Origin of the sequence: Cryobacterium roopkundense, from assembly GCF_014200405.1 — a bacterium.
GTDB lineage: Bacteria > Actinomycetota > Actinomycetes > Actinomycetales > Microbacteriaceae > Cryobacterium > Cryobacterium roopkundense.
Genome location: NZ_JACHBQ010000001.1, coordinates 890,999 through 903,770 on the forward strand (window position 1 = coordinate 890,999; position 12,772 = coordinate 903,770).

Consider the following 12,772-nt stretch of genomic DNA (forward strand, 5'->3'; position numbering starts at 1 on the left):
ATATCGACCTGTCCAACTCGCCTGTCACACGGGCACGCGAGCCTTCGTCGCCAGCATGGCGAGAAGCAAACATAAAAGGAGAGAACCCCCACATGGAGGGTCCAGAAATCACTTTCGCCGAAACCGTTATCGATAACGGCAAGTACGGCAAGCGCACCATCCGTTTTGAAACCGGGCGTCTCGCCCAGCAGGCGCAGGGATCTGCCGCCGCCTACATCGACGAAGAGACGATGCTTCTCTCCGCCACGAGCGTCAGCAAGCAGCCGAAGGACAACTTCGACTTCTTCCCGCTCACCATCGACGTTGAAGAGCGCATGTACGCCGCGGGCCGCATCCCGGGCAGCTTCTTCCGCCGCGAAGGTCGCCCGTCGACCGACGCCATCCTCACCTGCCGCCTGATCGACCGGCCGCTGCGCCCGTCGTTCGTAGACGGACTCCGCAACGAGATCCAGGTCGTCATCACCGTTCTGGCCATCGAGCCCGACGAACTCTACGACGTGCTCGCGATCAACGCGGCTTCCATGTCGACCCAGCTCGCCGGCCTGCCGTTCTCCGGCCCGATCGGTGGCGTTCGCGTCGCTCTCGTGCCCGACGACAACGGAAGCGGCCAGTGGGTTGCCTTCCCGAAGCACTCGCAACTCGCCGACGCCGTGTTCAGCATGGTCGTCGCCGGCCGTGTTGTGACAGATGCGTCTGGCGCGCAGGACGTCGCGATCATGATGATCGAGGCCGAAGCCACCGACGGTGCCTGGAACCTCATCAAGGGTGGCGCCATCGCGCCGAACGAAGAGGTCGTTGCCCAGGGCATCGAAGCGTCCAAGCCGTTCATCAAGCAGCTCGTCGCCGCGCAGCAGGAAGTCGCCGACAAGGCGGCCAAGCCGACCGCAGACTTCGCGCTGTTCCCGCCCTACCAGCAGGCCACCTATGACGCCGTCGCCGCCGTTGCCTACGACGAGCTCAAGAACGTCTACCTGATCGCCGACAAGGTCGAGCGTCAGAGTGCCGACGACGCCCTCAAGGCCACCGTCAAAGCCGCCGTCGCGGCCAAGGTCGAGGCCGGAGAGCTCGACGCGAGTGCGAACAACCAGGTGAACGCCGCCTACAAGTCGGTCACCAAGCTCGTCGTGCGCTCACGCGTGCTCAACGAGGGAATTCGCATCGACGGCCGCGGCCTTGCGGACATCCGCCCGCTCGACGCCGAGGTTGCCGTCATTCCCCGTGTGCACGGTTCCGCGATCTTCCAGCGTGGTGAGACTCAGATTCTCGGCGTGACCACGCTGAACATGCTGAAACTCGAGCAGTCGATTGACTCGCTCAACCCTGTCACCAAGAAGCGTTACATGCACAACTACAACTTCCCGCCCTACTCGACCGGTGAGACCGGCCGGGTCGGAACACCGAAGCGTCGCGAGATCGGCCACGGAGCGCTCGCCGAGCGTGCCCTAGTTCCTGTGCTGCCCTCGCGTGAGGAGTTCCCCTACGCCATCCGCCAAGTCTCCGAGGCGCTGAGCTCGAACGGCTCCACCTCGATGGGCTCCGTTTGCGCTTCGACCCTGTCGCTGTTGAACGCCGGAGTGCCGCTGCGCGCACCGGTCGCCGGCATCGCCATGGGCCTCATCAGCGACACCGTTGACGGTCAGACCCGCTACGCGGCACTGACCGACATCCTCGGCGCCGAAGACGCTCTCGGCGACATGGACTTCAAGGTTGCCGGAACGAGCGAGTTCATCACCGCGATCCAGCTCGACACCAAGCTCGACGGCATCCCCGCGTCGGTCCTGGCCGGTGCGCTCACCCAGGCCCGCGACGCCCGTGCGACGATCCTCTCCGTGCTCAACGCCGCAATCGACCGCCCCGACGAGATGGCACCGACCGCGCCCCGCGTGATCAGCGTACAGATCCCCGTGGACAAGATCGGCGAGCTGATCGGCCCGAAGGGCAAGACGATCAACGGCATCCAGGACGAGACCGGCGCCGACATCTCCATCGAGGAAGACGGCACCGTGTACATCGGCGCCGTCGATGGACCGTCGGCCGAGGCGGCCCGTGCAATGGTCAACTCCATCGCCAACCCGACCAACCCCGAGGTTGGCGAACAGTTCCTCGGAACTGTCGTGAAGATCGCCGCCTTCGGCGCCTTCGTTTCGCTGCTTCCGGGCAAGGATGGTCTGCTGCACATCTCTGAGGTGCGTAAGCTTGCCGGAGGGAAGCGTGTCGAGAACGTCGAAGACGTTCTCGGCGTTGGCCAGAAGGTGCTCGTTGAGATCACCAAGATCGATGACCGTGGCAAGCTGTCGCTCGCCCCGGTTCTCGAAGAGGCCGCCGACACGGAAGGCCGCGACGCGGCATCCGCAGGTCCAGAGGCTCCGGCCGAGGGCTAATCCCACAGATCTCCCGATCACCTCTCGCCAGGTCGGTCGGGTAGACGAAAGGCCCGTACTGCTTCGGCAGTGCGGGCCTTTTCGCATAGATGGGCACGCGCGCCATTGCCGGGGTACCAGGTCGGGGGTACGGTGCCCGCATGACTCTCTCAGCGGTAGTGCACCTACCCCGTCGCCGGCGAATTCTGGCCGCGACAGCCGCGCTGCTGGCAGCGCTGATTCTCGGCGGTACCGCAGCTCCTGCGCTCGCGCAGGACACGGACTCCGGCGGGAGCGTCTCGACCGGCCAGGGGGCGGGCCGAGCGTACGTCGCGCTCGGCGATTCCTTCACCGGAGGGCAGGGCGCGCCGCCGTATCAGCTGGGCCCGTGCCTCCGGAGCAAATTTGCGAGTTACCCGGCCATCGCCGCTGCGGCCAGCGCTTATCGCCTGGTGTCCAATAACGCGTGTTCCGGGGCGTCTCTGGCCGACGTTCCCGGGCAGCTGCTGGGAATCAGCGGCAGCACGAAACTCATCACGATAACCGTCGGCGGAATCGACGCCGGATCGAATGAGGTCTTCGCAGCCTGCGCGCTGGATCCTGGGTCCACCGGCTGCCAGGCGGCAGTGATCCTCAGCATTGCCCGACTCGCCGCCCTTGCTCCGCAACTGGCGGCGACCTATGCCGGGATCGCTGCCGCCGTGCCGGGAGCGAAGATCGTGGTCCTGAACTATCCGAGGTTGTTCCAGCCCGGGATCCTTGCCCTCGGCGACATCGTGAACTCCGGCACGGATAGGCTCAATGCGGTCATTCGGGACGCCGTCGTCAGTGTCGGGCTTGCGCGGGTCTCCCTCGTGGACGTGGCGCAGGAATTCACCAACCACGGAATCGGCGCGCGGCTCCCGTTCATCGCGTACGACCCGGCGAATCCCCTGGCCAAGCAGAATTTCCACCCGAACGCGTTGGGGAACAGCCTGGGCTATGTGCGGGCTCTCCTGCACGACGGGGTGCTCAGTCGGTAGGCATCTATTTGAAAGAATCCCAAGTTAGCGATATACTCAATTTGTGCTCAGTCAAGGTCTTCCTGCCGCCCAGTTGAAGGCCGATCTGTTCAAGTCGCTCGGTCATCCTTTGCGCGTGCAGGTGTTGGAACAGCTTGTAGCGGGGGAACGTTCGGTCGGTAGCCTGGCCGAGGCCCTGGGTTGCGAGCTCTCCAATCTGTCTCAGCAGCTCGGCGTCCTGCGCAGGGCGGGCGTCGTGGTGACCCGGCGCGACGGCAACAGCATTTACTACACCCTGCGCGATGAGGGCGCCATCGAGCTGCTCTCCGCCGCCAAACGGATGCTGCTGTCCAACCTCACCGACTCCCATGCTCTGCTGCGCACCATGGAGCAGGACTCGAAGTAGCAGGACTCGAAGTAGCAAGCAGGCCGAGAGCGCCCGAGCCGAGTCTGAAGGCCGGGTCGCGGGGCGACGTCGCCTGGCTACAGGTCGTTGCCCGCGTAGGACTGGTTGAAGCTCTTGTTGGCGAGCGGGAAGTCGGGGACGATAGTTTCGGAGAGCGCGATGGGCAGCGACGGCCAGTTGAAGAACGACGGGTCCACGACCTTCACTCGGCTGAGCGTTCCGTCTGAGTCGATCTCGACGCGGTGCGCTATCGTGCCGCGCCAGCCCTCGACCAAGGAAAGACCTGCTCCCGGTGCCAGGGGGTCGACCGTCGCACCGCTGCCCGTCGATGGGCCGAGCCGAGCGACCAGGTCCGTGATCACCGCGACGGAGACTGAGAATTCCCGCGCACGCACCCGGTACCTGGCGAGAACGTCGCCGCGCTCCTCGGTGACCACGTGGAATGACTCGCCCAGATTCACGAAGGGGTGGTCCCTGCGGGCGTCGACATCGACGCCAGAGGCGCGCGCAACGTAGCCGAGGGTACCGATGGTCTCGGCCTGCTGCGCGGGCAGCGCGGCGGTTCCGGTGAAGCGACCGCGCACGATGGCGTGGCTGAGTGACACGGCGACAAGTTCCTCGACCGCGGCCTGGATGCGGCGCAGGTCGGTGGGGTCGGGGAGGCAGAACACGCGGGCACCACCCACGCTGAGCGCGCCGCGCAGAAAACGGTGGCCGGTGATGGTCTTGTTGATGCGCAGGAGCTGTTCGCGCAGCGACTGGGCGTGCGCGTCGACGATGCCGAATCCCACATCGTTTGCGAGCGAGCCGAGGTCTGTCACGTGATTGTACAGACGCTCCATCTCGAGCAGCAGCGCGCGCACGACGAGGTCCTGTTCCGAGACCTCGATGCCGACGGCGTCTTCGACGGCCATGACGAAGGCCAGTGAGTGTCCCACGCCCGTGTCGCCGGTGATCTGCTCGGCCAGGGCGATGCCCTGCGCTACCGGCAGCCCCTCGAACAACTTTTCGACGCCGCGATGCAGGTACCACTGCCTGGCCTCCATACGCACAATCGTCTCGCCGACAACAGAGAAGCGAAAGTGCCCGGGCTCAATGACCCCGGCGTGAATCGGCCCGACGGCGATTTCATACACACCGGGGCCTTCAACCTCCACAAAGGGGAACGACTCCACATCGGGTTCGAACTCGGGAACGACCGAGGCATCGCGCAGCATCGGGTACCACCCGCGCGGCCAGTGCCCGTGGCGCACGAGCCGGTGCGGCTGCGGGTGGTTCCGTGGCTCAACGCCGTAGAGGTCGCGAATCTCCCGCTCGAAGTTGCCGGCGGGAAAGGAGAGGGCGGCGAGGCTCGGAATCCAGGCGTCATGTCTCGGCACCGTCAGCGCTAGCTCCACGCGGCCGGTCGCTCCCGCAAAGCTGTACACGACACGAAAGGTATCGTCGTCTTCGTGGCAGGCCATCAGCACCAGGCGCATGCCCACGCCCAGCAGAGCGGATGCTGACGCAGCGATCTCGTCACGGGTCACGATGCGCAGGTCGGTGGGCTTCAGAGGATCAATGGGGTGGCTGTTCATCAGTTCGTCCCTCCCAGAACACTGGTGGCCTGCACAAGAAGCGTGCCGACGGGTTCGGCAACGAAGGCCATCGTCGCGGTCGTCACAAGGGCGAGGATGATCGGCAGCCGCGGGCCGTGTGCGGAACGATCCACGGTGAACGGTTCGCTCGCGGGGGGCGAGCCCATCGTCATTGCCACGGTGAGCCGGGTCAGCGCGGCGAAGATCACGAGCAGCAGCACAAGCGCCGCTGCGACGACGCCGCCCATACCCACCGACCAGCCGGCCGTGATGATGCCGACCTCTGCGAAGAAGATGCTGAACGGGGGAAACCCGATCAGGGCGCTCATGGCGATGAGCCACGGGATGGCGAGGCCCGGCCGGCGCACGAGCAGATGCTTCACGTCCGCGATCACCGGGGTGCCCTCGATCGTGAGGATGCGTCCGGAGAGAACGAAGAGGGTTGCCTTGATGAGTCCGTGAGCGAGCACGTAGAGCAGCACCGCAGGCAGCGCCGCCGGGCCGATGCCGACGCCGATGGCCATCAGTCCCATGTGCTCGATGCTTGAATAGGCCAGCATCCGCTTGTAGTCGCGCTGCCGGATGAGGAGCGACGCGGCCACGAGAAGCGACAGCAGGCCGCCGATGCTGAGCATGACGCGCAGGAAATCGGGACCGATCACGGCGTTCGTGATGGTCTGGATGCGCAGGATCGCATAGAGGGCGACGGAGAGCAGCACCCCTGACATGAGACCGGATACCGGGGCGGGGGCCTGGCTGTGGGCATCGGGGAGCCAACTGTGCATCGGCGCGAGGCCCGACTTGGTGGCGAAACCGAGCACGGCGAGGGCACCGCCCGCGGTGACAAGTGCCGGGTCGAGGCCCAGACCGCTCTGGCTCAACGCCAGCCACGAAAGCGTTGGAGTGTCGGTGTCGATCGATGCCGCGTAAATCAGCACGATGCCGAGCAGGGCGATGGCGACTCCGACGGAGCCCAGGATGACGTACTTCCACGCCGCTTCGAGGGAGCGTCGGCTGCGATGGTGGCCCACGAGGAACGCCGTGGCAATGGTGGTCGCCTCGATCGCGGCCCACATGAGGCCGATGCTGTCCGCGAGCACGGCGAGGGACATCGCGGCGAGGAACAAAGAGAGCAGCGCGCCGTAGGAGCCGGCGGTGCGGCCGCGGCTGGCCGCGAGACTGCTGATGCCGCCCCAGGTGGAAACGAGCCCGACGGCACCCACCACGGCGAGCATATAGGCGGAGAGGGCGTCGGCCCGCAGCAGGTCGCCGATGCTCGTGGCGCCCCCGCGTTCGAGAACGACGGAAATGAGCAACAGGCCGGAGCCGAGCACCGCGGCGCTCGAGGCAACGGGGGAGTAGCGGCGCAGCTGTGCCGAGTCGACGGTGAGGCTCAGCACGGCCAGGATGGCCGGGATGGCGAGGGGGGTCCAGAGGGCGAATTCCATTAGTCGTGCAACTCTCTCAACTGGTCGACGTCGGTTCCACCGAATTTGTTGCGCATCCGGCCGGCGAAGACGTGCAGGATCAGCACCACGAGCAGCACGTCGAGGGAAACCCCGAATTCGAGCAGCAGGGGAACGCCGCCGCTGGTCAGGAACGCGACCGTGGCGATGCCGTTGTCGAGCAGCAGGAAACCAATGAGCTGGGAGCGGGCGCGACGGCGGGTGATCAGCAGCAGGAATCCGGTGAGGATCATGGCGAGTCCGATCGGGGCTGCGTGGGAGCCGACGCTCGTTCCGAGGCCGATTAGCTGGCTGACCACGACGTAGCTGAGGATCGTGAGCAGTGTCACGGCCAGCAGGGCCGCCGTCGGGTTGAGGCGCGGCGATTCCTCAATTGTGCGAATTGTCGCCTTGGACTGGTGCGCGAGCACCCACGGCAGGCCGATACCCTTCGTGGCGAGGATGAGCAGTGACACGAGCAACAGCTCGGCTTCGCCCTCCTGGGCACCGATCACGGCCACGAGGGCGGCAAGGGCAACGCCTTGGGCCGAGAGCAGCCGGATGGACGCGAGCAGCGAATGACGCCAGACCATGAGCGCGCTCGTGAGGAGCAGGGTTCCGGTGCAGAGCCCTATCAGTTGGGTGTACAAAGTTTCTGTCATGGGGTCCTAAGCGACCAGGTAGGAGGCGGTCACGGCGAGGAAGGCGAGGGCGAACGAGCCTGCGAGCAGCTCGGGCACCTGGAAGAGGCGCACCTTGGCGAGGAAGACCTCGCCGACGGCCAGGAGCACTCCCAGCAGCAGCACCTTCACACCGATGGTGACCACACCAACGAGGAGCGCGAGGACGCTGAAGTCGGTGACGACTCCCCATGGAATCACGAGGTTGGCGACGAGGCCGAGCAGCGCGGCGAGTTTGAGCCAAGAGCCCAACTGGAGCCAGGCGAGGTCGCGGCCGGAGGTCTCGATCACCATGGCCTCGTGCAGCATGGTGAGTTCGAGGTGCGTGCCTGGATTGTCAATCGGCAGGCGGTTCGTCTCCGCCATGATGGCGATCGACAGGGCCACGATGGCGAGCACGCTCACCGGCGAGATGATGATCTCGGGGGTGTCGAGCCTGGTCTGCACGATCAGCGAGAGCGTCGAGGTGCCGGCCGGGATCGACAGGGCATAGATCGAGAGCAGGAGGGTGGGTTCTACGAGAGCGGCCACTGTCATGTGGCGACTGGAGCCCATTCCGCCGAAGGCCGTTCCGCTGTCCAGCCCCACGAGGGCGAGCGCGACGACGCCGATCAACATCACCGAGACGATCACGAAGAGGTCGCTCGGGATTAGATCGAACGGGATGGTGCCCACGAGGGGGAGCAGCACGCACAGGAGCAAGCTCGAGATGAGAAGGCCGACAGGGCCGACGCGCAGCATCCAACTGCTGTCGCGAGCACGCACGGGGTTCTTGCGTAGCAGCTTGCGCACATCGCGCCAAGGTTGCCAGATTCCCGCGCCGGCGCGGCCTTCGATTCGCGCCCGCACCTGGCGCATGATTCCCACGAGAAGCGGAGCAAGGAACACAAAGAGTACGACCTGCACGAGCGCGATGACGATCGCGGACCAGTTCACAGCGACACCACAATCAGCACGATCAGAAAAGCGACGAAGGAATACGTGAGGTAGCGGTGGATGCTGCCGTTGGCGGCATGACGCGCGAGAACGCCGTAACGCTGCAGCAGGTTGAGCACAGGGCGGTAGAGCCGGGTTTCAATCACATCTGAGACCCGTTGTTCCACCGTGACGCGCTCCACGAGATAGCGGGATTCGCCCACGTGGGTGACCTGCACGTCACGCGAGGGTTTGAGCACATCGTCGAAGACCCGAACAAGCGGCTCGGCATACGAGGTGGCGGTGTACTGCATGCGCGGCCGGGCGCGGGACCCTCCGCCGCCCCACGGCAGGTCGCTCGTGCGGGCCGGATGCCGGCGCGCCGAGACCACGATGGCGATCAGAATGGGGATGGCCACGAGCGCGGCGAGCACGACGAGCATGATCGGGTCGAGCACCGCGCCGATTCCGGGCAGGGCGACACCGCCGAGGCCCACGGGTACGGCCGCGAGGGCCGTCTTCGGACCGACGGTCGCGGCGACGACGGCGGCGACCGGCCCCGGCACGAGGCCGAGCGTCAGCACCCCGAGGGCGCCGAGCACGAGCGATACCCGCATGAGCGGCGGCACCTCACGGGAGAGGGCGGCCGCGGCCGACCGCGGCCGAGCCAGAAACGCGATGCCGTAGGCCTTCACGAAGGTCAGCAGCGCCAGGCCGGCGGTGAGGGCGATCACGGCGACGGCGAGCGGCATGGCAACGGATGCTGCCACCGAGACGACCTCGCCGTTCAGCCGTCCGCCGTGAATGAGCGACTGCAGCAGCATCCACTCCGCGACGAAGCCGGAGGTGATGGGGATGGCGGCGGCGCCCAGGCTCGCAATCCCGAACGAGAACGCCGTCCAGGGTATACGGGCGCCGAGCCCGCCCAGGTTGTCGAGGTTGCGTTCGCCGGTGGAGTGGATGATGGCGCCCGCACCGAGGAAGAGGGTGGCCTTGAACACGGCGTGGCTCACGGCGAGCAGCAGGGCGGCGATGAGTGCGGCATCCGCTGCGGCAGTGGCGTCGTAGGAGCGCAGGAGCACGGAGGCGCCGAGGCCGAGGAAGACGAGGCCCATGTTCTCGGTCGTGGAGTACGCGAGCAGCACCTTGAGGTCGCTCGATACCGAGGCCTGCAGGATGCCGTAGAGAGCGGATGCGCCGCCGAGGACCATGATCAGGATTCCCCACCACGGCGGGGCCTCCGGCAGCAGACGCACGCACACGAGCAGAGCGCCGTACACACCAATCTTCACCATGGCACCGCTCATCGCGGCTGACACGTGGCTCGGAGCCTCTGGGAGCACCCGCGGGACCCAGACGTGCAGGGGCACGAGCTCGGCCTTGCCGCCGAATCCGAGCAGGAAGAGCACGAAGGCCAGGTTGGCGGCCCAGGAACCGGGCTCGATGGTGGCGAGGGTCGCAAAGCTCGTGCCGCCCGTGGCCGCCGCCATCACGGCGAAACCGGCGAGCACGAGAAAGAAGCTCAACTGCGACATGGCCGAATACCAGATGCCGGCCGAAGCAACTGACACTCGGCTGGCGTGGTCGGCCATCAGCAGCACGGTGGAGCCGAGGGTCATCACCTCCCAGGCGAGCAGGAAAGACACCGAGTCGGTGGCGGCCGGGACGAGTTGCATTCCCACGAGGAATACCGGGAGGGCGGCCCATGCCGTACGCGACGACGCGGGGCCCGTTGCCGAGCTGATGCCGAAGATCGTGACCAGCACGCCCACGAACGAGACGATCACCATGAAGAGCCCGCCGAGCCGGTCGGGAGCGAGGATGAGCGGGTCCATCGGCAGAGCGACCGGAATGAGGATGCCGCCGGTGGCACCGGTCATCGCGACGGCCCCGGTCAGCAGGCCGGCCAGGGCGAGCAGGGTGCTCAGGATGCCGGTGGCCGTGGCGCGCACGGCGGGTGCGCAGGTAAGGGCGGTGACCGCGGCGACTGCGGCGAGCACGAGCTGCAGGATCAGGCCTGCGCCGAGAACCGTCATCGGCCGGTCATCCGGCGGAGGGCTTGCACGATGTCGTCTGGTGCCGGGGGACTGCCGGGCACCTCGAGGTCGACGTGCACGAAGTCAGACACCGGACCGGCGATACCGTAGCCGTGCGCGAAGATACCGCCGGTGAGGGCGCAGTCGCCGACAGCGATCACGAATCGGGGCGTGGGGGTGGCCTCGATCGTGCGGCGAAGCGGCTCGGCCATATTGCGGGTGACGGCGCCGGTGATGACGAGCACGTCGGCGTGACGGGGCGAAGGCGTGAGGCGAACCCCGTAGCGTTCTACGTCGTAGACCGGGCCGAAAGCTGCAGACACCTCCGGCGGGCAGTCGTTGCAGCCACCGGCATTGATGAACCGTACCTGCACGCTGCCGCCGAACACCTCGGCACCGGGGAACAGGGGCGGCGCGACGGGGGCGGGTTCCGCGATGCGACCGCCGCGACGGATGAGGGTGGCAAGTCGAAGGACACTCACGTCAGGCCCGGATATTCATACGTAGTCACGAAGCGGAGCCTTCCGAAATTGCATAAACTCCATTACTTCTTTATATAACAATATGAAGGATTTAGCAAATAGATTATGTTGAGTCACCGGCTGGAACGGCCGTCCGCCCGATCCAGCAGCGGTGCCACCCGGAACGGAATGACTTCACCCATGGCGAGGCTCGTTTCGGTGCGCTCGACGCCCTCCACGGCGAGTATCGTTCCGTCGATGCGGAACAGGTCCTCCGCGTCAGTGCACACGACGCGAACCAGGAGGTCGGATTGTCCGCTCATGCCGTGCGCCTGCACGATTTCGGGGATCTCCGCGAGCTTTGCGATGATCTGGCTCAGGTATTTCTGCTGCACCTGCACTTCGACGAAAGCCGTGAGCGGGTAGCCGAGCGCGATGGTGTTGATGCGCCTGTCAAAGCTCAAAAAGACATTGGAGTCTTCGAGCCTGGCCATGCGCGCCTGCACGGTGTTTCGGGAGAGGCCGAGCTTCTGTGCGAGGGCCACGAAGGTGCTGCGAGGCTCTTCGGAGAGGGCCCGCAGTAGCATCGTGTCGGTCTGGTCGAGGCTGTACATAGTGCAAAACCTAACAGCTCTGAGGCTGACGCAATAGAGCAGAATGCTCAATTCTTACGAACGAGGTTGTGCCCTTTGCCGCATCGGCTTACGATTCAGTCAACTTTAGCAACGACGCTTGGAGCGGCCCAGTGGTTGAACAGTCCCCCGAATTCGTACAACTCCTCACCCCCGACGGGGTGAGGGTCGCAAACCCTGATTGCGACTCCTGGGTGGCGGATATCACCGGCGAGCAGCTGGCCGCACTGTACGAAGACATGCGCGTGGTGCGCCGCATCGACACAGAGGCGACGGCCCTGCAGCGCCAGGGCGAGCTGGGCCTGTGGCCGCCGTTGCTCGGCCAGGAGGCCGCACAGATCGGCTCCTCCCGGGCTCTGCGCGACGACGACTTCATCTTTCCCAGCTACCGGGAGAACGCTGTCGCCTACGTGCGCGGCGTTCCCTTCGCCGACATCGTGCGGGTGTGGCGCGGAAACGCCCAGTCCGGCTGGGACCCGTATAAGCACCAGCTCGCCGCTCCCAACATCATCATCGGCGCTCAGACTCTGCACGCCGTGGGCTGGGCCGTCGGCGCAAAGCACGACGGCGTCGATTCGGTCGCGATCACCTACTTCGGCGACGGAGCAACCAGCGAGGGCGACGTGAACGAGGCCATGGTCTTCGCGGCGAGCTTCCAGGCACCCGTCGTGTTCTTCTGCCAGAACAACCACTGGGCGATCTCGGAACCGGTGGGACTCCAGGCCGTGGGCAGCATCGCCGGCCGGGCTCCTGGCTTTGGAATTCCGAGCATGCGCGTGGACGGCAACGACGTGCTCGCCGTCATCGCGGCCACGCGCATCGCTCTCGACCGCGCCCGCCGCGGCGAAGGTCCCACCTTCATCGAGGCCGTCACCTATCGGATGGGCCCGCACACCACCGCAGACGACCCCACCCGCTACCGTGACAAGAGCGAACTCGAGGCCTGGAAACTCAAGGACCCGATCCTGCGCCTGAAGCGCCTGCTCGATTCGCTCGGTTTACTCACTCCGGAGCTTGAGGCCCGCACGCAGGCGAAGGAAGACTCCGTGGCGGCCGAACTTCGCGCAGGCTGCATCGGCATGCCCGACCCCGCGCCGCTCACGGTCTTCGACAACGTGTATTCCACGCCCCACGCCACGCTCGATCGGGAGCGGGATAAGTACGCCGCCTACCTGTCGAGCTTTGACGGCGCAGCCAGCTCCGATACCAGCACAGACGCACCAGCAGGGGGACGCTCATGACCATGACATTGCCGCGCA

General features: G+C 66.0%; 11 protein-coding genes. 4 read left to right on the top strand and 7 right to left on the bottom strand.

Features of this window, described 5'->3' with window-relative positions; genetic code table 11:
- Positions 1-92 precede the first annotated feature (92 nt).
- From BJ997_RS04185 to BJ997_RS04195, 3 genes are all read left to right on the top strand, one after another.
- Positions 93-2,381 carry a polyribonucleotide nucleotidyltransferase gene (locus BJ997_RS04185; RefSeq protein WP_035835330.1) on the top strand — a complete coding sequence of 763 codons (2,289 nt, stop codon included), beginning with the start codon at positions 93-95 and terminating at the stop codon, positions 2,379-2,381.
- 140 nt (positions 2,382-2,521) lie between these two features.
- On the top strand, positions 2,522-3,382 hold the full coding sequence (locus tag BJ997_RS04190) for a GDSL-type esterase/lipase family protein (protein WP_035835332.1): 861 nt from the start codon (positions 2,522-2,524) through the stop codon (positions 3,380-3,382).
- A 43-nt stretch (positions 3,383-3,425) separates the two neighbouring features.
- Complete coding sequence (locus BJ997_RS04195; protein ID WP_035835334.1) at positions 3,426-3,767, top strand: ArsR/SmtB family transcription factor; 342 nt, start codon at positions 3,426-3,428, stop codon at positions 3,765-3,767.
- Positions 3,768-3,844: 77 nt separating this feature from the next.
- Here the strand turns inward: BJ997_RS04195 and BJ997_RS04200 are convergent, their stop codons facing one another.
- From BJ997_RS04200 to BJ997_RS04230, 7 genes are all read right to left on the bottom strand, one after another.
- Positions 3,845-5,344, bottom strand: coding sequence for a hydrogenase large subunit (locus tag BJ997_RS04200; RefSeq protein ID WP_035835336.1), 1,500 nt, complete (start codon positions 5,342-5,344; stop codon positions 3,845-3,847).
- A complete protein-coding gene (locus BJ997_RS04205) occupies positions 5,344-6,792 on the bottom strand; it encodes a proton-conducting transporter transmembrane domain-containing protein (RefSeq protein WP_035835337.1) in 1,449 nt (482 codons plus the stop codon). Before BJ997_RS04205 ends, BJ997_RS04200 begins: the two co-directional genes overlap by 1 nt.
- Complete coding sequence (locus BJ997_RS04210) at positions 6,792-7,451, bottom strand: hypothetical protein (RefSeq protein WP_035835339.1); 660 nt, start codon at positions 7,449-7,451, stop codon at positions 6,792-6,794. The genes BJ997_RS04205 and BJ997_RS04210 overlap by 1 nt, the downstream gene beginning before the upstream one ends.
- 6 nt (positions 7,452-7,457) lie before the next feature.
- Positions 7,458-8,405 carry a respiratory chain complex I subunit 1 family protein gene (locus tag BJ997_RS04215; protein WP_035835340.1) on the bottom strand — a complete coding sequence of 316 codons (948 nt, stop codon included), beginning with the start codon at positions 8,403-8,405 and terminating at the stop codon, positions 7,458-7,460.
- The gene (locus BJ997_RS04220; protein ID WP_035835341.1) at positions 8,402-10,420 is read right to left on the bottom strand and encodes a proton-conducting transporter transmembrane domain-containing protein; all 2,019 of its coding nucleotides are present in this window, start codon (positions 10,418-10,420) and stop codon (positions 8,402-8,404) included. Before BJ997_RS04220 ends, BJ997_RS04215 begins: the two co-directional genes overlap by 4 nt.
- The gene (locus BJ997_RS04225; RefSeq protein ID WP_084141055.1) at positions 10,417-10,902 is read right to left on the bottom strand and encodes an NADH-quinone oxidoreductase subunit B family protein; all 486 of its coding nucleotides are present in this window, start codon (positions 10,900-10,902) and stop codon (positions 10,417-10,419) included. Before BJ997_RS04225 ends, BJ997_RS04220 begins: the two co-directional genes overlap by 4 nt.
- 113 nt (positions 10,903-11,015) lie before the next feature.
- Positions 11,016-11,495: an Lrp/AsnC family transcriptional regulator gene (locus tag BJ997_RS04230; protein ID WP_035835342.1), complete on the bottom strand. Its 480-nt coding sequence runs from the start codon at positions 11,493-11,495 to the stop codon at positions 11,016-11,018.
- A 50-nt stretch (positions 11,496-11,545) separates the two neighbouring features.
- Between BJ997_RS04230 and pdhA the strand changes: the two genes are divergently transcribed.
- The gene (pdhA, locus tag BJ997_RS04235; protein ID WP_420827193.1) at positions 11,546-12,754 is read left to right on the top strand and encodes a pyruvate dehydrogenase (acetyl-transferring) E1 component subunit alpha; all 1,209 of its coding nucleotides are present in this window, start codon (positions 11,546-11,548) and stop codon (positions 12,752-12,754) included.
- Positions 12,755-12,772 lie beyond the last annotated feature (18 nt).